The 19,372-nt window shown below is 67.7% G+C and carries 16 protein-coding genes and 1 pseudogene; 11 read left to right on the forward strand and 6 right to left on the reverse strand.

Going from position 1 to position 19,372, the window contains the following annotated elements; all coding sequences use genetic code 11:
- The first annotated feature begins 165 nt into the window (after positions 1–165).
- The 9 genes and pseudogenes from ABZT06_RS39965 to ABZT06_RS40005 form a co-directional block, all read left to right on the forward strand.
- Positions 166–2,481: a glycoside hydrolase family 3 N-terminal domain-containing protein gene (locus ABZT06_RS39965; RefSeq protein ID WP_355752536.1), complete on the forward strand. Its 2,316-nt coding sequence runs from the start codon at positions 166–168 to the stop codon at positions 2,479–2,481.
- Between the two features lie 64 nt (positions 2,482–2,545).
- Positions 2,546–3,871 carry an L-fuconate dehydratase gene (locus ABZT06_RS39970; protein ID WP_355752538.1) on the forward strand — a complete coding sequence of 442 codons (1,326 nt, stop codon included), beginning with the start codon at positions 2,546–2,548 and terminating at the stop codon, positions 3,869–3,871.
- On the forward strand, positions 3,864–4,751 hold the full coding sequence (locus ABZT06_RS39975; protein WP_355752540.1) for an amidohydrolase family protein: 888 nt from the start codon (positions 3,864–3,866) through the stop codon (positions 4,749–4,751). Before ABZT06_RS39970 ends, ABZT06_RS39975 begins: the two co-directional genes overlap by 8 nt.
- An 11-nt stretch (positions 4,752–4,762) precedes the next feature.
- Complete coding sequence (locus tag ABZT06_RS39980; protein ID WP_355752542.1) at positions 4,763–5,809, forward strand: alcohol dehydrogenase catalytic domain-containing protein; 1,047 nt, start codon at positions 4,763–4,765, stop codon at positions 5,807–5,809.
- Positions 5,806–6,567 carry an SDR family oxidoreductase gene (locus ABZT06_RS39985; protein WP_355752544.1) on the forward strand — a complete coding sequence of 254 codons (762 nt, stop codon included), beginning with the start codon at positions 5,806–5,808 and terminating at the stop codon, positions 6,565–6,567. Before ABZT06_RS39980 ends, ABZT06_RS39985 begins: the two co-directional genes overlap by 4 nt.
- A complete protein-coding gene (eda, locus tag ABZT06_RS39990; protein ID WP_355752546.1) occupies positions 6,564–7,193 on the forward strand; it encodes a bifunctional 4-hydroxy-2-oxoglutarate aldolase/2-dehydro-3-deoxy-phosphogluconate aldolase in 630 nt (209 codons plus the stop codon). The genes ABZT06_RS39985 and eda overlap by 4 nt, the downstream gene beginning before the upstream one ends.
- Positions 7,190–8,233, forward strand: a complete 1,044-nt coding sequence (locus ABZT06_RS39995; protein ID WP_355752548.1) for a sugar kinase — start codon at positions 7,190–7,192, stop codon at positions 8,231–8,233. Before eda ends, ABZT06_RS39995 begins: the two co-directional genes overlap by 4 nt.
- A 41-nt stretch (positions 8,234–8,274) precedes the next feature.
- Positions 8,275–9,288, forward strand: a complete 1,014-nt coding sequence (locus tag ABZT06_RS40000) for an aldo/keto reductase (protein ID WP_355752550.1) — start codon at positions 8,275–8,277, stop codon at positions 9,286–9,288.
- 56 nt (positions 9,289–9,344) lie between these two features.
- Positions 9,345–9,641, forward strand: a pseudogene (locus tag ABZT06_RS40005) (DNA helicase); the annotation flags it as partial.
- A gap of 48 nt (positions 9,642–9,689) precedes the next feature.
- Here the strand turns inward: ABZT06_RS40005 and ABZT06_RS40010 are convergent.
- The 3 genes from ABZT06_RS40010 to ABZT06_RS40020 all read right to left on the reverse strand — a co-directional run bounded on the left by ABZT06_RS40010 (position 9,690) and on the right by ABZT06_RS40020 (position 13,878).
- On the reverse strand, positions 9,690–10,079 hold the full coding sequence (locus ABZT06_RS40010) for a transposase (protein WP_355752552.1): 390 nt from the start codon (positions 10,077–10,079) through the stop codon (positions 9,690–9,692).
- A gap of 664 nt (positions 10,080–10,743) precedes the next feature.
- Positions 10,744–11,157 (reverse strand): helicase associated domain-containing protein, encoded by a 414-nt coding sequence (locus tag ABZT06_RS40015; RefSeq protein ID WP_355752553.1) that lies wholly within the window; start codon positions 11,155–11,157, stop codon positions 10,744–10,746.
- Positions 11,158–11,547: 390 nt separating this feature from the next.
- Positions 11,548–13,878, reverse strand: a complete 2,331-nt coding sequence (locus ABZT06_RS40020; RefSeq protein WP_355752555.1) for a tetratricopeptide repeat protein — start codon at positions 13,876–13,878, stop codon at positions 11,548–11,550.
- 615 nt (positions 13,879–14,493) lie between these two features.
- Between ABZT06_RS40020 and ABZT06_RS40025 the strand changes: the two genes are divergently transcribed.
- Both ABZT06_RS40025 and ABZT06_RS40030 read left to right on the forward strand, forming a co-directional pair.
- On the forward strand, positions 14,494–14,952 hold the full coding sequence (locus ABZT06_RS40025; protein ID WP_355752557.1) for a hypothetical protein: 459 nt from the start codon (positions 14,494–14,496) through the stop codon (positions 14,950–14,952).
- Positions 14,927–15,673 (forward strand): transposase family protein, encoded by a 747-nt coding sequence (locus tag ABZT06_RS40030; RefSeq protein WP_355752559.1) that lies wholly within the window; start codon positions 14,927–14,929, stop codon positions 15,671–15,673. Before ABZT06_RS40025 ends, ABZT06_RS40030 begins: the two co-directional genes overlap by 26 nt.
- A 151-nt stretch (positions 15,674–15,824) precedes the next feature.
- On the opposite strand, the gene ABZT06_RS40035 is transcribed toward ABZT06_RS40030, so the two are convergent.
- Genes ABZT06_RS40035 through ABZT06_RS40045 form a run of 3 tightly spaced genes read right to left on the reverse strand, consistent with a single transcriptional unit; the run spans position 15,825 to position 19,326 of the window.
- Positions 15,825–17,012, reverse strand: coding sequence for a hypothetical protein (locus ABZT06_RS40035; RefSeq protein WP_355752561.1), 1,188 nt, complete (start codon positions 17,010–17,012; stop codon positions 15,825–15,827).
- On the reverse strand, positions 17,009–18,145 hold the full coding sequence (locus ABZT06_RS40040; RefSeq protein WP_355752563.1) for a caspase family protein: 1,137 nt from the start codon (positions 18,143–18,145) through the stop codon (positions 17,009–17,011). The genes ABZT06_RS40035 and ABZT06_RS40040 overlap by 4 nt, the downstream gene beginning before the upstream one ends.
- Complete coding sequence (locus tag ABZT06_RS40045) at positions 18,142–19,326, reverse strand: hypothetical protein (protein WP_355752565.1); 1,185 nt, start codon at positions 19,324–19,326, stop codon at positions 18,142–18,144. The genes ABZT06_RS40040 and ABZT06_RS40045 overlap by 4 nt, the downstream gene beginning before the upstream one ends.
- Positions 19,327–19,372 lie beyond the last annotated feature (46 nt).

Consider the following 19,372-nt stretch of genomic DNA (forward strand, 5'->3'; position numbering starts at 1 on the left):
CAGACGTCGACCGACACCTCCCCATGACGCCGTACGGCGGGTCCGCCTCCCCGCGACCGCCGGACCGGTGCCCGGGCCCGACTCCCCATCCCCGGGCAGTACTTCTGCGACTTCCTCATCACCGGCGCGGCTCTCGCGCGCCCGTAAACAGAAACGGACAAGACCTTGACGATCAGCGACGAGCGCCCGACGACCGGGCTGTGGAACGATCCCGCTCTGCCGGCGTCCGTCCGCGCGCGGGCCCTGCTGGACGTGATGACCGACGCCGAGAAGATCGCGCAACTCGGCAGCACGTGGCCGGACCACGAAGGGGGCGGCGACGTCGCGCCCATGCAGGACACCTTCCGTGGCGCCGAGAGCTTCGAGGAGGCGATCGTCGACGGTCTCGGCCATCTGACGCGGGTATTCGGCACGGCACCGCTCGCCCCCGAGGCCGGCCGTCAACGGCTGGCGGACCTGCAGGCGCGGGTCGTCGCGGCGAACCGCTTCGGGATACCGGCCATCGCCCACGAGGAGTGCCTGACCGGACTCAACGCCTGGCAGGCCACGGTCTACCCGACCCCGCTCGCCTGGGCAGCCACCTTCGATGCCGGCCTCGTGCACCGGATGGCGGCGGCCATCGGCTCGGACATGGTGGCCGTCGGCGTCCACCAGGGTCTGTCCCCGGTCGTGGACGTCGTGCGCGACTACCGCTGGGGCCGGGTGGAGGAGACGCTCGGCGAGGACCCGTACCTGGTGTCGGAACTGGGCCTTTCCTACGTGCAGGGTCTGCAGTCGGCCGGTGTCGTCGCCACGCTGAAGCACTTCGCCGGCTACTCCGCCTCCCGCGCCGCCCGCAACCACGCTCCGGCGGCCCTCGGCCGACGCGAACTCGCCGACGTGATCCTCATGCCCTTCGAGAAGGCCGTGGTCACCGGCCGCGTCCGGTCGGTGATGAACGCCTACAACGACATCGACGGCGTGCCCTGCGGCGCGGACGAGGCCCTGCTCACCCACCTCCTGCGGGACACGTGGGGCTTTGAGGGCACGGTGGTCTCCGACTACTGGGCCGTCGCCTTCCTCGCCTCCATGCACCATGTGGCGGACGACGTCACGGGCGCGGCCCGCGCCGCACTCCGAGCCGGTATCGACATCGAACTGCCACACACCTCCGGCTACGGGGAAGCGCTCCTGAACGACGGCGTCCCCGGCGACCTCCTGGACCGCGCGGCGCTGCGGGTACTGACGCAGAAGGCCGAACTCGGTCTGCTCGACCCCGACTGGAAGGCGGGGCAGTACACCGCCCCGGCGGACTTCGATTCGCCTCGCAACCGCGGTATCGCCCGCGACCTGGCCGAACAGTCCGTCGTGCTCCTCGACAATCCCTCAGGCGCCCTGCCGCTCGCCTCACCGCGATCCATCGCCGTGATCGGCCCTGCCGCCGACGAGGCCCGGTGCCTGTTCGGCTGCTACTCCTTCCCCAACCACGTCCTGCCCCACCACCCCGAGACCCCGCTGGGCGTCGAGGCCCCGACGGTCCTCGACGCCATACGGCAGGAATTCCCCGATGCCGGGGTGCACCACGAGACCGGCTGCTCCTTCACCGGGGACGACCGCAGCGGCATCGAGGCGGCCGCGGCGGCGGCCGCGGCCGCCGATCTGACCATCCTGGTTGTCGGCGACCGCTCCGGCATGTTCGGGGAAGGGACCTCCGGCGAAGGCTGCGACGTCGGCGCTCTGACACTGCCCGGAGTGCAGGAGGACCTCGTGGAGGCCGTCCTCGACGCGGCCGACCGGACCGTTCTCGTCGCGGTCTCGGGCCGTCCGTACGCCATCGGCCGACACGCCCGTACGGCGGACGCGACCGTCCAGGTGTTCTTCCCCGGTGAGGAGGGATCGGCGGCGATCGCCGGCGTCCTCTCCGGCCGGATCAACCCCTCCGGCCGCCTGCCCGTGCAGATCCCGGGCGATACGGCCGGCCAGCCCGGCACCTACCTCGCGCCCCCGCTCGCCCTCAAGAGCGACGGCGTGAGCAACATCGACCCCACCCCCGCGTTCCCGTTCGGACACGGCCTGTCCTACACCGCCTTCACCATCGGAGACGTACGGGCCGAGGCGCAGAGCATCCCGGTCGACGGCACGGTGACCGTCCGGGCCTCCATCACCAACACCGGCCCTCGGGCGGGTACTTCGGTCCCCCAGCTGTACCTCACCGACCCGGTCGCCTCCGTCACTAGGCCCGTCCGCCAGCTGATCGGATTCACCCGGGTCGAACTGGACGCCGGTGAGACCCGCACCGTGCAGTTCGAGGTCCACGCGGATCTGACCAGCTTCACCGGGCGGGACCTGCGCCGCCGCGTCGAGCCCGGCAGGGTCGTGCTGACTGTCGCTCAGTCGGCAGGAGATCCGGGCCAGTTCGTGGAGGTGGTACTGCGCGGTGACGCACGCGTCGTGGACCACACCCGGACCATGACCACGGCCGTCACGATCCTCCCGAGCTGAACCGGTACCGCCGCCGCTCGCCCGCCTCTTGTCTCTCCCTCCTCGTCCTCCCAGGAGTCACGCCATGCCCCCCGTCATGCCCGCTTCCGCCCGCATCACCGCCCTGGACGTTCTGGACGTGCGCTTCCCGACGTCCGAGCATCTGGACGGCTCGGACGCGATGAACCCCGAGCCGGACTACTCGGCGGCCTACGTCGTCCTGCGCACCGACGCCGGTGACGGCCTGGACGGCCATGCTCTGGCCTTCACCACCGGCCGCGGCAACGACGTCCAGGCCGCCGCCATCGCGGCCCTCGCCCCCCACGTGATCGGCTTGTCCGTCGACGAGGTCTGCGGTGACCTCGGAGCGTTCTCCCGCTCCCTCGTCCACGACCCCCAACTGCGCTGGCTGGGCCCGGAGAAGGGTGCCATCCACATGGCGACCGGTGCCGTCGTCAACGCCGCCTGGGACCTGGCCGCCAAGCGCGTGGGCAAACCTGTGTGGCGCTTCCTCGGGGAGATGTCGCCGGAGGAACTGGTCGCGCAGGTCGACTTCCGCTGGCTCAGCGATGCCCTCACCCCCGAAGAGGCCCTGGAAATCCTCAAGCGCGCCGAGCCCGGCCGGCAGGAACGCAGCTCCCACCTGCTCGACAAGGGCTACCCCGCCTACACCACCACCCCGGGCTGGCTCGGCTACTCCGACGAGAAGCTGGCCCGGCTGTCCCGTGAGGCCGTCGCGGACGGCTTCACCCAGATCAAGCTGAAGGTCGGCGCGGACCTTAAGGACGACGTACGGCGCATGCACACAGCCCGCGAAACTGTCGGCGACGGCATCCGCATCGCCGTCGACGCCAACCAGAGATGGGACGTCCAGCCCGCCATCGACTGGATGCGCGCCCTGGCCCCCTACGACCCGTACTGGATCGAGGAGCCCACCTCCCCCGACGACATCCTCGGCCACGCCGCCGTCCGCAAGGCCGTCAGCCCGATCAAGGTCGCCACCGGGGAGCACATCGCCAACCGGGTCGTCTTCAAGCAGCTCCTGCAGGCCGGCGCGGTGGACATCGTGCAGATCGACTCCGCCCGGGTCGGCGGAGTCAACGAGAACATCGCGATCCTGCTGCTCGCCGCGAAGTTCGGCGTGCCGGTGTGCCCGCACGCGGGTGGCGTGGGCCTGTGCGAGATGGTGCAGCACCTGTCGATGTTCGACTACGTCGCCGTCTCCGGCACGACCGAGGACCGCGTCATCGAGTACGTCGACCATCTGCACGAGCACTTCGTGGACCCGGTGCGCATCGCTGACGGCCACTACCTGGCGCCGACGCTGCCGGGGCTGAGCGCGCAGATGCATCCCGAGTCCCTCAAGGAGTACACGTACCCGGACGGGCCGGTCTGGGCCTCCCGTGTCTGACGTGCCGCGACTGGTGGACGCCCACCATCACGTGTGGGACTTGACGCGGCGTCCCCAGCCGTGGCTGGACGAGCCCGGCCACGAGTCCATCCGTCGCTCCTTCGGCCCCGACGACCTGCGCGCCTGCGCCACCAGACCGATTGCCGGGCGACGGCTGGGCAGCACGGTGGCGGTGCAGTGCGTGCCGTCTGTCCCCGAGACGCGCGAGCTGCTCGCCCTCGCTGCCGACGACCCGCTGATCGGCGGTGTCGCCGGCTGGGCGGATCTGACCTCCTCAGCCATCGGTGACGTACTCGACGAACTGCGCGCCGCACCCGGCGGCGCATTCCTGCGGGCTGTGCGTCACCTCGTCCAGGGCGAGTCGGACCCGGCATGGCTGCAGCACCCCGCCGTGGAACGCGGCCTGCGGGCGGTGCGCGCTCGCGGCCTCCGTTACGACGTGCTGATCCGAAAGCATCAGTTCCCTCAGGTCATCCGCCTGGCCGAGCGTCTGCCGGACCTTCCGCTCGTGCTGGATCACGCGGGCAAACCGCCTGTCGCTGCCCGCGATCTGGCGGACTGGGAACAGAGGCTGCGGGCGCTGGCCCGTCACCCCCAGGTGACGTGCAAGGTGTCCGGCCTGGTCACAGAGGCCCACCACGCGGCATGGACCACCGCCGACATCCGCCCGGTATGGGACGTCCTGCTGTCGGCCTTCGGCCCCGACCGCCTGATGTTCGGCTCGGACTGGCCGGTCTGTGTCCTGGCGGGCGGCTGGAACCGCTGGGCCGCCGCCATCGAGGACCTCCTGCACGACTGCTCCGCGCATGAGACCGCCGCAGTGCTCGCCGACACCGCGACCGCCTTCTACGGGCTCGAGCCCACCCCGTACGCGACCTGAAGGGGACCAAAATGACGACACTCGCAGTCCGCTACACCGCTGCTCGCACCCTGGACACGGCGTCCGCCGAGAGCTCACCGCCCGGCCCCGGGGAAGTCGAGGTGGCCCCGGCCTACGTCGGCATCTGCGGAACCGACCTGCACATCTTCCATGGCGACATGGACGCCCGGGTTTCCGCGCCCGCCGTCATCGGGCACGAGATGTCCGGCCGGATCGTCCGCGTCGGTCCGGACGTCGAGGGCTGGCAGGCCGGAGACGCGGTGACCGTGATGCCGCTGCGCTGGGACGACACCTGCCCAGCCTGCCGAGCCGGCCATCAACACGTCTGCCAGCGCCTCGACTTCATCGGCATCGACTCGCCCGGCGCGATGCAGCAGCGCTGGACAGTCCCCGCCTCCACCCTCATCCGCCTGCCCGATTCTCTCTCCCTGGACCGGGCCGCGCTCGTCGAGCCCACAGCGGTGGCCGTGCACGATGTCGGCCGGGCCGGGGTGCGTGACGGCGAGAAGGTCGTCGTGGTCGGCGGCGGGCCGGTCGGCGTCCTGATCGCGCTGGTCGCGCGGGCCGCGGGCGCTGAGGTCCGTGTCGTGGAGCTGAGCGCCCACCGGCGGCTGCTAGCAGAGGAGCTGGGGCTGACCACCTGGGACCCCTCCGCGACGAACGTCGCCGAACGGGTACGGCAGTGGACCGGCGACGCGGGCGCGGACGTCGCCTTCGAGGTCTCCGGCGCGGCCGCCGGAATGGACACCGCGGTGGAAGTCCTAGGTGTGCGAGGCCGGTTGTGCCTGGTCGCCATCCATCCCCAGTACCGCGAGGTGAACCTGCACCGCTTCTTCTGGCGCGAACTCACCCTCATAGGGGCCCGGTTGTACGACCGCTCCGACTTCGAGCAGGCCGTCGCCCTGGTCGCCGACGGCACGATTCCCGCCGAGCGGCTGATCAGCAAGGTCGTACCGCTGGCCGAGGCCCCTTCGGCCTTTGAGGCCCTGGAGGCCGGCGGCAACGTGATGAAGATCCTCGTGGACTGCACCGACGACGCTCAGGGAGTTGCCGTATGAACTCGTTCGACCTCACCGGGAAGCTTGCCGTCGTCACCGGCGCCCGGCGCGGCATCGGCCGGGCCATGGCGCGTGCCCTCGCCGAGGCCGGCGCGGACGTCATCGGGGTGAGCGCCTCGCTGGAGGAGTCCGGCAGCGCCGTGGAGAAGGACGTCGTCGCCGTGGGCCGTACCTTCGAGGCCATCCGCACCGACTTCGCCGCCCCCGAGGCCGTACGGGCCCTCGGCGCCGATCTCGCCGGGCGTGATCGGCCGGTGGACATCCTGGTCAACAACGCGGGCACCATACGCCGCGCCCCCGCCGCCGAACACAGTGACGCGGACTGGGAGCTGGTGCTCCAGGTCAACCTGAGCGCGCAGTTCGCACTGACCCGCGCGGTGGGGGCCTCGATGGTGGCCCGCGGCCAAGGGAAGATCATCTTCACTGCGTCGCTGCTCAGCTTCCAGGGCGGCATCACCGTCCCCGGCTACACGGCAGCCAAGCACGGCATCTCCGGCCTGACCAAGGCCCTGGCCAACGAGTGGGCCCCGCACGGCGTCAACGTCAACGCGATCGCCCCGGGCTACATCGCCACCGACAACACCCAGGCTCTGCGCGACGACTCGGTGCGCAGCAAGGCGATCCTGGACCGTATCCCGGCCCGTCGCTGGGGCGACGCCGACGATTTGGCGGGCGCCACGGTGTTCCTGGCCTCGGACGCCGCCGCCTACGTCCACGGCACGATCCTTCCGGTCGACGGCGGATGGCTCGGCAGATGACCACCGACCTCGCCACCGTCCTGTACGGCACCCGGATCCTGCCCGTGCTGACCGTGCCCTCCGCGGCCTCGGCCCCTCCTCTTGCCGAGGCACTCGCGGCGGGCGGTGCGCGATGCGCCGAGGTCACCTTCCGCACGCCGGAGGCCGAGCGGGCCCTCAAGGCGATGACGGCGCACGGCGGACTGACCGTCGGCGCGGGAACCGTACTCACCGCCGAACAGGCGGAGCGCGCCGTGGCGGCAGGGGCCCGCTTCGTCGTGTCTCCCGGATTCGACGCGGCGGTCATCGCGAGGTGCCGGGAGCTGGCAGTACCCGTCGTGCCGGGCGTCGCCACCGCGACCGAGCTGATGCGGGCGCTGCGGGCTGGCCTCGACACGGTCAAGCTGTTCCCGGCCGCACCCCTCGGCGGTACCACGATACTCAAGGCGCTGGCGGCACCGTTCCCGCAGGTCCGATTCGTACCGACCGGCGGCATCGACCCCGCCCTCCTGCCCGACTACCTGTCCCACCCGGCGGTCCTGGCCGTGGGCGGCAGCTGGATGGCGACCACCAGCCACCTGGAGCGCCGCGCGTACGGGGAAATCCGGCGGCTGACCGCCGAGGCCGTGGAGAGGAGCACCCGATGACCGGACCCGAAGTGATCGCCCTCGGCGAAGTAATGCTGCGCTTCGATCCGGGCGAGGGTCGTATCAGCACCGCCCGCACCTTCCAGGTCTGGGAAGGCGGCGGCGAGTACAACGTCGTACGCGGCCTGCGCCGTTGCTTCGGCGCACGGACCGCCATCGTCACAGCCCTCGCCGACAACGCGGTGGGACGTTTGGCCGAGGACCTGATCCTGCAGGGCGGTGTCGACACCTCGCTGATCCGCTGGACTTCCGGCGACGGCATCGGCCGTACGGCCCGCAACGGGCTGAACTTCGTCGAGCGCGGCTTCGGTGTCCGAGGTGCGCTCGGCGTCAGCGACCGCGCGAACACGGCTGTCTCCCAGATGCGGAAGGGAGATGTCGACTGGGACGCGGTCTTCGCCATCGGCCCGCGCTGGTTCCACACCGGAGGCATCTTCGCCGGTCTGTCGGACACCACGGTGGACGTGGCGGACGAGGCCATGGCCGCGGCCCGTCGGCACGGCATCACCGTCTCCTACGACACCAACCACCGCCCCAGCCTGTGGGCCGGCCGGGGCGGTGCCGACCGGGCCCGCGAGGTCGACCTCCGGCTCGCCCGGCATGCCGACGTCGTGGTGGGCGCCCTGGCCCTGGCCGGTGACCGCCCCGGGACGGCGCACATCGACACGGATGGGGTGCCCGACGCGCTCACCCAGGTGGCGAGCCGGGTGCCGCAGGCCGGCGTGCTGGCGACCACCGTGCGCGCCGTACCCTCGGCCGGGCTGAACGACTGGTCCTCAGCCGCATGGTCGCCCGGGACCGGCTTTATCACCGGCCCGCGGATGCCTGGTCTGCACGTCCTCGACCGCATCGGCTCTGGCGACGCCTTCGCCGCCGGACTGATCCACGGCCTGCTGACCGGCACCGGCCTGGAACGTGCCCTCGCCTACGGCACGGCCCACGGCGCGCTCACCATGACCACACCCGGCGACGTCTCCATGGCCTCACTCCCCGAGGTCGAGGCACTCATGGTCGGCGGCTCGGCCCACGTCAGACGCTGACCGGGCGCCGCCCGGACTCGCCACATCCCCGAGGAGGCATCTTGCGCCGCCGGAAGATCACGAACACCCCGGTCGAGCTCACCGAACTCGGCTTCGGAGCCTCGGCCATCGGCAACCTCTACCAGGTCACACCCGCCCACGAAGCGACGGCGGCGATCGAGGCGGCCTGGGACGCGGGCATCCGATACTTCGACACCGCACCGCACTACGGCCTCGGGCTGTCCGAACGCCGCCTGGGAGCGGCGCTGAGGGACCGTCCACGCGACACGTACCTCGTCTCCTCGAAGGTGGGCCGACTGCTCATCCCCAACGAACGGCCGCGCGGAGTCGACGACGAGGGCTTCGTCGTACGCGACGACCTGCGAAGAAGATGGGACTTCAGCCGCGACGGCGTGCTCCGCTCCGTCGAGGACACACTGGAGCGCACGGGACTGGACCGCCTGGACATCGTGTACCTCCACGATCCCGACGACCACTGGCGCCAGGCCGTCGAGCAAGCCATGCCCGCCCTCGCGGAACTCCGCGACCAGGGAGCCGTCGGGGCCATCGGCGCCGGCATGAACCAGTCCGCCATGCTCGCCCGGTTCCTCCGGGAGACCGCCGCCGACGTGGTGATGCTGGCCGGACGCTACACCCTGCTGGATCAGTCGGCGCTGGACGACGTCCTCCCCACGGCACTGGAACTGGGCAAGAGCGTCGTTGCGGCCGGGGTGTTCAACTCCGGTCTGCTCTCCGAAGAACGGCCCGCGGAGACCATGAAGTTCGACTACCAGGACGCCCCACCGGAACTCGTCGCCCGCGCCCGGGCCATCGCGGAGGTCTGCGAACGGCACGGCACGACCCTGCCCGCTGCGGCGATCGCCTTCCCCTTCACCCACCCCGGCGTCGTCAACGTCACCCTCGGCATGCGAACCCGTGAACAGGTCATGCGGAACGCCGGGCTCCACCGTCGGCAAGTACCAAAAGACCTCTGGCACGACCTGCGCGGTCGAGGCCTGATCAGAACCGACATGCCTGTCGGCCATGACACCCCTCATCTGTCGACTACTGAGTAGTGGTCGTGAACCCGCCGCCGGATCATGCCCGCTGGCTGCGAGAGCCGTGCTGGCCGCGAGCCAAAGGACGCGAATGGCCACGCGCCCTCATCGCTGACGACTTCGCCCGTCCCGACAACACCACCGACGAGCACACCGACCCCGCGACGCCACCTGAACCCATCGACGACGCCGAAGCCCGCCTGGCCTACGTAGCCGTCACCCGCACCCGCCACTGCCTCGACCTGGGTGGCCTGTCCTGGATCCATGACCACCCCGACGGCTCCCCACTCAGCCCGAACCCAGCCTTGGAAGGGCGCGGCCGAGCTCCTGAGGCGCCTCCACCCCAAGAATTTCCTGGCGACAGCCTGTGACATGAGAAGCCGTATCTCAACCGAACGTGATCGCTTGATTTCTGCTGGTCAGGCATGGTTTCGCTCGGGCACCGACTGCGCGTCGATGATTCCGGCGGTGGGCTCGGCCTCACGGCCCTCGCGCTCACGCACCCGACCGCGTAGCCGGTCATGGAACTCGGCGATCAGCCCGTGCTCGCGCCACCGGCGGAAGAAGGCATAGACCCGGCCCCAATCGGGGAAGTCCGCGGGCATCGCCCGCCAGGAGATCCAGCCCGCGACCAGATACCGGATCGCATCCAGCATCTGACGGTGACAGTAGCCCTCGGACTGCCCGCCCCGCCCCTCAAGCCAGGCCGGCACCGGCAGCAACGGCCGCACGGCCGCCCACGCCGCGTCCGTCATATCCGACGGATACCGGCGCACCCGGTCCGGATGATCGACCGCGTTGCCGTACACATGCGCGCGCAATCGCACGACACGGCGGGCGAGTTGAACTCAGTGGGCCGGGCGCGCACAACAACGACAACAGGGCCTCCTGGAACCGCTCGGATGAGGACGCACCCCCGAGCTACCAAGAGGCCCTGCCTTCATACGCGCACAGCCGGAGATCACCCGGCCGGGACGCCTGTTCGATCTACACGTTCCAAGATCGATTGAGATACGGCTTCTCACCCACGACGATCAAGTAGGTGCGTTGGTACCGTGTTTGTGGACCCAGTCACTTCGCTGGCCCTCCACTCCACGCTCACGATTGCCCCGCTCCACGCGGACGGGGTTGCTGGAAAGAGGTATCTGCGTGAGTGGAGGGCCAGCACGGTGGACGGTGGTTGGGTTTGGACCACGGTTGGAGTTGTGGGAGGCGCGTTCTACGTGCTCAATCGCACCCTCGAAGCGATCCCTCGGGCGGCATCCCGAGTAGAGAAAGCGGCGAGTGCTGTGAAGGGGGCATGGGCCTCCATCAGGACTCCGCACCCAGGGTCTCGTAAGAAGTAGTCCACAAAACATGCGGGCCCGGCGGATGCCGCCGCCGGGCCCGCTTCACACGTCCAGTCCTTCTTATAGTCGGCGATGGGGGAAACGGACGCCGAGGCCGTCTCCTGCGAGCACCACCATGCCGAGCTCATTCCCACCGCATGCCGAGAGCCGACAGTTCCTCGACCCGCTCCACCGCGAGCTTGTCCTTACGCGCACGGGAGTTGGCGATGAACACACCCAGCGCCAGCTCGGTTCCTTCCACGCTTTCGATGTGCGATCGGGGTACGTTCATGTGCCCCTCCCGTGTGCGGTACTGGCGAGCCGCCGCCAAGTTCGCCTCCCACTTCTGCGCCCGGCTCCGCCGAGGAACCACTTTCGGCGGAGCTAGATCTTCCACGCGAGGTTCGATGCCCAGCACCTCGCCGAGCAGCCACTGCTGCACGCCACTCAACGCAGCCCACTCCTGCCGCTGCACCTGCACCCAGCGCCCGATGTCCTCGCCCTGCACCAACAGCACACCCTCCCGCTCCGGCAGTGAACCTCCGGCCTGCCGGTGCATGCGGGTGTCGATCTGTCGCGTAGTCACAACAGAAGAACACCGTTGACCTGCTGTGCTTAGAGTTCGAAGATGATGTCGTGATCTTGACTGGTATGGCATCTGATCTGCTGTGGTGTGTATGAGGCGCTGCGGCGTAGTGGCTATGCGGAGGCTTCACCTGCAGTGCTGTGACTACGCAGAGGATGTCGTAACTAGAGAGATAGTTTCTTGGCTGGAGGCCAAGCGCGTTCATGCCGTAGTTGATCTTTAGGAGTTCGGCGGGGCACGTTCTTCGCCTGCCGGGTGGGAGTCGAGGTTGGTCTGAGCGAGTTTGAGGGGTGCTCGCGTCGGTAGGGTCTGTCGGCCATTTGAGGCGGCTGGGAGCCCTTAACGGTTTGATGTGCGGCCAGGTCAGGCCTGGAGCAACGCGAGCAGGTCCCGAACGTCAGCCGCTTCGCTGGCAAGATCAAGGTCGTCAAACATGCTTGCTGCGCGCGTGAGATGAGCGGTGGCCTGGTCCCAATCGCCTGCGTTGATCCATGCCCGGCCCAAGGCAGCCAACGTGTGCGCGTAGAGATCGTGGGCGTTGGCGCGTGCGCACGCTCTTTGTGCTTGCAGTAGGTAGGTGATCTTCTGCTGTGGCGTGAGGTCGGTCAGGAGCTCGGTACAGGTCATCAGGACTGCTGCTTCGTCGCGTGGATTGCCCCCGGCGCGGCTGGCGGCCTCGATGGCCCGCTCGCAGACCGCCTGTGCCTCGTTGCTCTGTCCCGATTCCTGGAGTGCGAATGCTGACGTGCACAGGGCTTTCGACTCGTTTGTGGTGTCGCCGAGTTGCCGGAACAGTGAGGCGGCCTCTTCTGCTGCGGCACATGCTGCTTCGACGTTCTCCAGCTCCTGATGGTTCAGGGACAGGTTGTTCAGTACCGCTGCCTGTTCCTGCAGGTCTCCACAAGCCTTTTGGATCGCCAGAGCTTCCTGGTAGATCGGTAGTGCACCGGCGGGGTTCCCTGAATAGCGCAGGGCTGAGCCGAGCCCGTTGAGCGCCTTGCCGCGTTCATTGTGGTTGTCGACGGAGGCGAAGAGATCGGCAGCCTGTCTGTGAGCAAGGACAGCCTCCTCGTAGCGTGAGGCTTCAGTCAGGGCGATGCCCAGGTTGTTCCATGCTCCTGCCTCAGCAGCGAGATCTCCTGTCTGATGGGCGGTGTCGCGTGCGATCGTCGTCACGGCGATCAAGTCGTCGAAGTATCCGCGCCACATGAGGTAGTCGTAGAGGATCACCGGGAGTTGGACGGCGGTGTCGTGGTGTCGGATGGCAGCTGCGACGGCCACGGACGCGGTGAGGTTGACGCGCTCGTTGTCCAGCCAGGCCAGCGCCTGGTCTTGAGCAGCGAATGCGTCTGCCGCAGCTGAATGTGCCCTCATGGTGAGGTGTGCGCTCGCTGCGCGAGCGGTTGTGGTGTAGTGCTCGAGTAGTCTGCTGCATGCCTGGATGTCGGATCCTGCCGCACCCGGTGCGTCTTGTTCTCCGGCGCCGTTGGCTGTGGTCTGCTGGGTGTGGTGCGCGAGTTCGGTGGCGTAGCCGCGGACGAGGTCGTGCATCGACCAGCGCCTGTTCACGCACTCAAGCAGGTGCGCTTGGACGAGAGCGCGGAGCATGGTGCGGACGGCTGGCAGCGGGCGGGCGGCCAGGACCGCCACTGCTTCAAGGCCGATGTCGGGACCCGGGTTGAGGGCCAGGAGACGAAAGAGCTCGGCATGATTTGCAGGAAGCCGACGGTAGGAGAGATCGAAGGAGGCACGCACTGCCCGCTCTCCATCGTCCAGAAGGCTCAGTCGCGACCGGGCCGTAGCTAGTTCAGCCGCGAGCTCGGCGACGGTCTGGTCGGGCTCCAGGATCAGCAGGGCGGCACTGATGTGCAGAGCCAGCGGCAGGTACCCGCACAGGCCTGCCAGTTCCTCGACGCCGTCTGCGGCATCGAGGACACGCCGGTCGGCGGGGTTGGCTCTGTGCAGTGCGTGCCGCAGCAGTGCCGCTGCTGCCGCGGGGCTGAGCACGGCGAGATCTACGAGCCGCGCGTTGAGTGTCGGCAGGGTGTGCCGGGAAGTGATCAGGACCTGGTGTCGGCGGCTGCCGGGGAGCAGGAGACGAACCTGGTCGGCGCTGGCAGCATTGTCGACCACGATGAGCAGACGTTGTCCTTGGTCGGCCAAATCTTCCAGCACGGACCGGTACAACGCTGCCCGTTCCTCAACAGCTGCCGGCATATCAGTCGGGTTGACGCCGAGGGCTCGCAGGAACGCCTCCAGAGCCTGTCCTGGCTGTACCGGGCTCTCGTCGTATCCATGCAGGTCGATGAAGAGGCTGCCAGTGAACCAGCCGGCCTCGGCGGCAGCATGCCCGCAGGTAAGGGCGAGCGCCGTCTTGCCCACCCCGGCGAGCCCGGCGACTGAGGTCACCAGCACGGGCGGCACGACATCATCGGCAGCCGAGGCGATCGTTCCGGCCTCGGGCCGGTCCACGGCCTGCCGCGGTGCCCCAGTGTGCGGCTGCAGGGCCGACAGCACCTGCTCCACCTCGGTCTCGCGGCCGCTGAGCTGTGAGGGTGCAGCGGGAAGGGAGGCCAGCGCGGTCGGCGCCGGCGCAGGAGGGTACACATTGACCGTCAGAGGGCTGTCGTCGCCCGTGGTGACTGCACCGATGCTTCCGCCGGCCGCAACAGAGCGCAGACCGGACGCCGCCACGTGAGCTTCAGGCCTCAAGGACTGCCGGTCGGCAGGCGAGTTCTGCGATGTGGGAGCGTGTTGGGGCTTCCTCTGCCACGGATTCATGCGCGTGTGTCGTCTCCGGTGAACGCCTCGCCCACCTGACCGCCCGCTGCGACGCCTCGCTCGCCCGTCGCCTGTGCCGAACCGGACGCCCCTGCTGTCGGAGGTGCCGCAGGAGGCGTGGTGAGAGTGACGCGATCACCGGTAGCCGCTCGTGCGATGCTGCCGCCGGCTGCGACGGATCGCGCTCCCGCTGCGGTCGCAGACATCCTGCTGCCGTCGACTGCAGACGCACGCACAAGTGCGTAGCAACTCAACACCACCCCGACCAGGCTGGCGACCGAACCAGCCACGCTTGCCACCTGACCGGCCGTATCGAGATCAGCAATAACCGCGACGACACCCAGTACCACCGCCGCCAGGCCGCACAGCACCGCCAGCAGCCACACCCCAGCCCTCACCCATCTCGTCACACCCGCATCATCGCATTGGGGACTGACATCCCCGCCGCCCTAACGGATCCGCTGCCCGAGGACCGGGTCTGGGGACGACTGCCCTGAATCGGTATGCAGTTGGTGCTGCGGCAGCGTCATGCCTGATGCAACCGTGTGGCTCTGGACGAGGCGGTTCACCTACTCCTGGAGGGAACCGATGCGGGCCAACGGCCAAGCGGGGGCGCATCCAGCGGTGCTGCACCGCAGCAGGCTCGAGGCGTTCGTGGTGCGCGCCCGCAGGGTGGACGCGCACTCGCTGGCGGCGGACGGGGACGCCATGGTTGCTCTGTCCGGCATGCCGTACGTGGTGACGGCCCTCGGCAACGGTGAGGTACACATCCTGCAGGAGTGCCCGGCCGAGGAAGTCGTGGAGTCGGCCGCGGCCCGGATCAGGCCTCGGGTCGTCTATACAGTGAGGTTTTTCAGCGTGGCCACTGAACGGGTGACGGTGTCGATGCCCGCAACGCACGAGGCTCCCGTGCCGTTGGGGGAGGTGTTCGAAGTCTCAACCCACAGGCGCAGGAGCCGCGTTGGTTCCGTATTCTGCCGCACTTGACCTGCCTCACGGCCTGGTCGAGTGGGTAACCATGCTCATCGTCACCCGCGAGGGTGACTGCCGCTGCAAGCTCCCACCGCACCAGCGTGCCCTGGTCGGCCTGGTGTACCTGCGGCACGACACCCTCGCCCAGCTTGCTGCCGGCTTCGGCATTTCCGTCGGCACCGCCCACGCATACACCACGGCCGTTGTCGACCTGCTCGCCGACCGCGCACCCGGCCTACTGCGCGCCCTGCGCGAGGCGGAACCGGACTACGTCCTGCTCGACGGCACCCTGGCGGAGTGCGACCGGGTTGGCGACAGCCGGACCGACTACTCCAACAAGCACCGCCGGCGCGGGGTGAACGTGCAGGTGGTGACCGACCCGGTCGGGCAGCTGCTATGGATCTCGCCTGCTCTGCCCTGCCGCGCCCACGATCTGACTGCGGCCCGCGCCCACCGGATCATCCGGATCTGCGAGCACCAAGGCGTTCCCATCCTCGCCGACCGCGCCTATATGGGAGGTAGCCCATGGGTGACGACACCCCTCAGACGCCCGCCGGGTCGTGACCTCACGCCGACCCAGCAAGCCGTCAACCGCGCGCTGTCGGCGGCACGCGCACCAGTCGAGCGCGGCGTTGCCCGCTTGAAGTCCTGGCGCATCTTCCGCCGATCCCAGTGCAGCCCGAATCGAATGACGTCAATCTCCGCGGCCGTCCTCACTCTGGAGCGGCAGCGCTGAAAGACCTCAGTGGCTCGACGATGAACTCACCGTCCGAGCCCGATGGCGCTCCCTGGGTACCGCCCGCCAGCACCACCTCGCATTCTCGCCGGGGTGACTGCGCGAGTGGAGGCGGCTTTTGGGTTCTGGAGAGGCCGGGGCTCGGCAATTATCACGGACCGTTCAACAGAACAAACGGTGCCGCTTCCTGCGTACCCTCAATTACACCAGGAGGACCGGTCTGCTGTTCGACCGTTGGTCCATTCGGTTCGCCGCGGAAGGTAGTGAGCACCGCGTCCCAATCGGCTGCGTTTACGTATGGGCGTAGATATTTATAGGCGGCCGCAACATCTTTGCTTCCGGGATTAACTGCCAGTAGCAGTTCGGTGGCGCGGTACAACCACCGCAGGCCGTCGGAGTAAGAAGGCAAGCCGACGGCTAGGGCCTGGCAGATTCGGACACGCACTTCTTCTTGATCAGGTTCTGACGCTTGCAGCAGTTGGCCAATCCGGACGACAGCGGCGTCGGGCAGTTGAGGGAACCAATCAGCAAGATTTTTGGGCCACTCGTACGTCTGCCCGAGTGCACGGGATCGCAGCAGGTGGTATCCGCCGACAATCGCTCCTATCTGGCTGGACACCTTGTCGTGGAGCATGCTTTCGGCGAGCGCATCGTAGTGGTCCGCGATGATCTGGGCGGCTGTAAGTTGACCAGCCGCGTTGTAGGCCAACAGCGCCTCAGCTCGTTCGTCGCCGCTGTGAGCCTGCAAGACGTAGCCGGCGTTGAAGCCGAGCTCATCTTCACCGGTGTACGTCAGCGTGATCGTGACCTGGTCGGTAGGGGGAAGAAGGATGCAGCGGTGCGCGATGCGGTCCCCGCCAACTTGCAGCGCACATCCGCCGGCCTCTGCTACACCCCACTGCAGCGCGCCAGCTCGCAATTCGAGAGCGATCGGTTCGAATGGCACCGATGTCCAGGACCTCTGGTTCGCTGACAGCCGCCACAGGCGAGCCCAGCTGCCTCCGTACAGCGCTGCCACTTCATCCTCCAGGGCAGGGCATGCGCTGCTATTGGTTGCTGCGTTGTCCATGGACTGCTGCTCATCCTCAAATGCAGTGCTGTGCGGCTTCAGGATCACGTGAGCGTTGTCATGAACATCGGCGAACGCTGTGAGGACCTGACCGTCGACGAGTTTCGCCCGAACGTACAGGGGGTCCTCTTTCACGTCCACTGTCGTAACCATTCCGCAGTGTGCCAGCGTGTGGAACGTGTGCCCCGACTGCAGGTCCAGAACCTCGAGGGGCACTACCGACCCCTTGAGGGCGTGAGGTGCATCCAGGAAGACGGTGAGGGCGCTCATGGCGTGACCTTCGCGTCCAGGCGAGGCAACGGCGGCAGCACTGCTACGGGCCGTGACCAAGTAGTTCCATCGAGGTAGGAGGCTTCAAGCTGGTACCAGAAACAAGCCGGAGCCTCCAGTTGCCATGGACCGGCTAGCTGAGTCCTGGTGCGATGGAAGTCTCGGTGAGGTGAGGCAAGGGTGAGGGTTGCGGCCTTGGCACTCTCGGGAGGGATGTAGTCGATTTGGAGGGATACCAACGGCGGTCCAGGAAGGTGGGCCAGAACCACATTCTCCGACTCCCCGTCTACGCGGCAGCATTGGCGCTCCCCTGTGGCCGGACCGAAGGGGCCGTAAGTCATGAGTTCCTGAACGGCGTCTGCGAGCTTGTGATACCGGACTACCCACGTATCGGTGTTCTGGGGGTCCTCACCCCCTGCGCCGCGGAGCGCAGCCAGGAGCGCTTGTGTGAAGTAGGTGACCTGCCCAGGCGCTCCCAGGGCAGTACCGCCCTTGCGGGTGGCAAGTAGGACCGGCGTGTTTCTGTCGACGTTTCCGCCCAGGATGGGCGGTATGAGCGGGTCTCCTAGAGTGTCAATGACCTTTTTCAAGTCCCATTTCACCTGGCGGCATGCATCAGCGATGAAAATCTGAGTATCAGCTTGGCATCGGGCCATGCCGTACCGCATGCGGTTGAGGTCGATGCTTGTCGACATCGGACTTAGCGGCGCCTGCCCGAAGTCCTCCAAGAGGAGATACTGGTGATCCCGAGCAAAGCCGTGACCGCAGAAGTAGAACAGGGCGACGTTGGCCCGGTTTGCGTCACAGCGTTCCATCCAACTGCTAGCCGCGAGTTGGGCGCTGGGCAGGTCTGCCGGGGCTACGTCCTGACCGGCGTATCTATAAGAGCCGGCGCTTGTCGACATCAACAGCTCGATGCTGCCCAGCGGCACGCCGGAAGGATGAAGGTAGTCGGTGGTGAGCCAATCAAGGAAAGCGATCGCTGACAACGAGGGCTCTTCTATCTGCTCAAGTCCCAGCGTGTCCGCCATCAACGGTCCCGAGCCACCAGGCAGGTGTCTGTAGGCGCCGACACCTATCACGAAGGCGTGCAGGGCTGGGTCCGTCGTCTGCCTATCGAGGACCGTGGTCATCGTTCCCTTACCTCCTGGACACGGGTGCCCAAGCGCTGGAAGAATGAAGGTTGCCCGAAGTAGGCGCCATGAGCTCTGAGCAGGTCACGGCTTGGATAGCTGTAGTCGATCACGTCGTCGAAGATCGGCTCTAGCTTGTACGACAGCACGTCGTTGTAGTCGAAGACGTTGATCCAGCGTTCGACATTAGGCGGCTTGGCCGCTTTGCGCCCTGTCGCATCATCGTCACTTACTGCGAGCACCTTCATTTCTTCCAGCAGTCCTACCTGCGAGCCAACTGTGCAGAGAACGTCTGCGGTGACGTCTGTACAGAATTCCGACAGCATGTCGTAAGCGATCGCTCCACCCAGGCTGTGACCAACGACGATCAGAGGGTCATCTGCGGCCCGTCCCCTCATGCCCTCCTGTAGGGCTTCCGTCATCCGGTCCGGTATCGGCCCGGGATCGGAGGCGCTTCCGCGCCCCTCGAGATACACGAACACATCACCGAGAAAACGGGGAACTGTGGGCACCAGCAACTCGCGTACCGCACTCCATGCAGCCTTTCCCACAAAGTCGGCCGCCTCGTCGTGCAGGCGATCGACGCCCTCCCGTACTCGCTCCCATACCTCCCCGATGAAGCCGAGCCGTACTACAGGATGTACTGCTGGCTCAGGTTCAGCGGCTTGAAGATCCTCTTGGAGGCGGAGGATGAACTGCTGGTCGTCAACAATCTGAGAAAGCCAAGACGGCGGAGCCCCTCTATGTGCGAGGGCGTACTGGGCCAACGGGGCAGCCAGTGCCACTGACTGAGCCTCGTCGCCCTCAGCCACATGTACTGCGGCGAGGTACACCAGATCGAGGGCGGAATCGAGGTCGCGCCGTGCCAAGGTGATCAGTACAGCACTCGGACGCGGCGCCTCCGGAGCTGCTGCGGAGGCCGCAGCTGCCAGCAGGAAGAAGGAGCCCTCCTGCCCTGCGGAGCCAAGGGTCACGCAGTGTTCCCTGCCAGTGGGGACAGAGTCGAGATTGAAGGCGAAACGAACTCCGACGTCTCCCCAGTACGGGTTGACCACAACGGTGTCCGGCAGGCCTGCTGCGGGCAGGAAGACGTCTCGGAAGAGGGCGTCACGAGTACCTACTGCCTGGTCATAGCCAGGGCCCTTACGGTTGTTGACTCCGTGGACGAAGACGATGGGCATCGTGCCTCCCGTAGCCTCCGGGGGGAGCCCAAGAATCTTGGGCATA

The sequence above is a fragment of the Streptomyces sp. NPDC005483 genome, from assembly GCF_040606035.1.
Classification (GTDB): domain Bacteria; phylum Actinomycetota; class Actinomycetes; order Streptomycetales; family Streptomycetaceae; genus Streptomyces.

Excerpts from the sequence above, each read along its gene's own strand:
- ABZT06_RS40035 (WP_355752561.1), bottom strand. The coding sequence starts at position 17,012 with ATGAGCGCCCTCACCGTCTTCCTGGATGCACCTCACGCCCTCAAGGGG.
- ABZT06_RS39970 (WP_355752538.1), top strand. The coding sequence starts at position 2,546 with ATGCCCCCCGTCATGCCCGCTTCCGCCCGCATCACCGCCCTGGACGTT.
- ABZT06_RS39985 (WP_355752544.1), top strand. The coding sequence starts at position 5,806 with ATGAACTCGTTCGACCTCACCGGGAAGCTTGCCGTCGTCACCGGCGCC.
- ABZT06_RS40045 (WP_355752565.1), bottom strand. The coding sequence starts at position 19,326 with ATGCCCATCGTCTTCGTCCACGGAGTCAACAACCGTAAGGGCCCTGGC.
- ABZT06_RS39980 (WP_355752542.1), top strand. The coding sequence starts at position 4,763 with ATGACGACACTCGCAGTCCGCTACACCGCTGCTCGCACCCTGGACACG.
- ABZT06_RS40025 (WP_355752557.1), top strand. The coding sequence starts at position 14,494 with ATGCCTGATGCAACCGTGTGGCTCTGGACGAGGCGGTTCACCTACTCC.
- ABZT06_RS40015 (WP_355752553.1), bottom strand. The coding sequence starts at position 11,157 with ATGCACCGGCAGGCCGGAGGTTCACTGCCGGAGCGGGAGGGTGTGCTG.
- ABZT06_RS40040 (WP_355752563.1), bottom strand. The coding sequence starts at position 18,145 with ATGACCACGGTCCTCGATAGGCAGACGACGGACCCAGCCCTGCACGCC.
- ABZT06_RS39995 (WP_355752548.1), top strand. The coding sequence starts at position 7,190 with ATGACCGGACCCGAAGTGATCGCCCTCGGCGAAGTAATGCTGCGCTTC.
- eda (WP_355752546.1), top strand. The coding sequence starts at position 6,564 with ATGACCACCGACCTCGCCACCGTCCTGTACGGCACCCGGATCCTGCCC.